This window comes from Phormidium sp. CCY1219 (genome assembly GCF_035615515.1).
Taxonomy (GTDB): Bacteria; Cyanobacteriota; Cyanobacteriia; order Cyanobacteriales; family Laspinemataceae; genus CCY1219.
Genome location: NZ_JAJENT010000741.1, coordinates 1 through 476 on the forward strand (window position 1 = coordinate 1; position 476 = coordinate 476).

Below are 476 nucleotides of genomic sequence, written 5' to 3' on the forward strand. Positions count from 1 at the left end.
GGAGCCGGATGAGGTGAAAGTCTCAAGTCCGGTTCTGAAGACGAGTAGTTCTGGTGACGGAATTGCTTAGTTTAACACTAGCCTACCAGTACAGATTGAAGCCTACATTCGAGCAGCGACGCTTAATGTCTCGCTGGTTAGAACTGTTGCGTCGCCAGTACAACTACCTGCTAGCAGATCGCTTTGACTGGTGGGAGATGAATCGGTGTCCTGTTAATGCCTGCCCTTTGGTGTGCAGTATTGCTGAACCCAGAGAACAGCCCGAATACTATGGGCAAAAACGCTCTTTGGTCCGACTTAAACAGGAGCGGGAATGGTACGCCGATATTCATGCTGATGTTTTGCACGACATGGTGAAGCGGGTAGACCTCGCATTTGCTCGGTTCGTCAAAGGCGACAAGAACGGCAAACGTAGCGGTAAGCCTAGATTCAAGGGGAAGAATCCCTATCGCACCTTTGCTTATCAGCGAGTCAAG

General features: G+C 50.2%; 1 protein-coding gene. It reads left to right on the forward strand.

Features of this window, described 5'->3' with window-relative positions; genetic code table 11:
- Nucleotides 1-95: 95 nt before the first annotated feature.
- Nucleotides 96-476: helix-turn-helix domain-containing protein (locus LKK83_RS22510; RefSeq protein ID WP_442957356.1), on the forward strand; the 381-nt coding region annotated here is incomplete at its 3' end.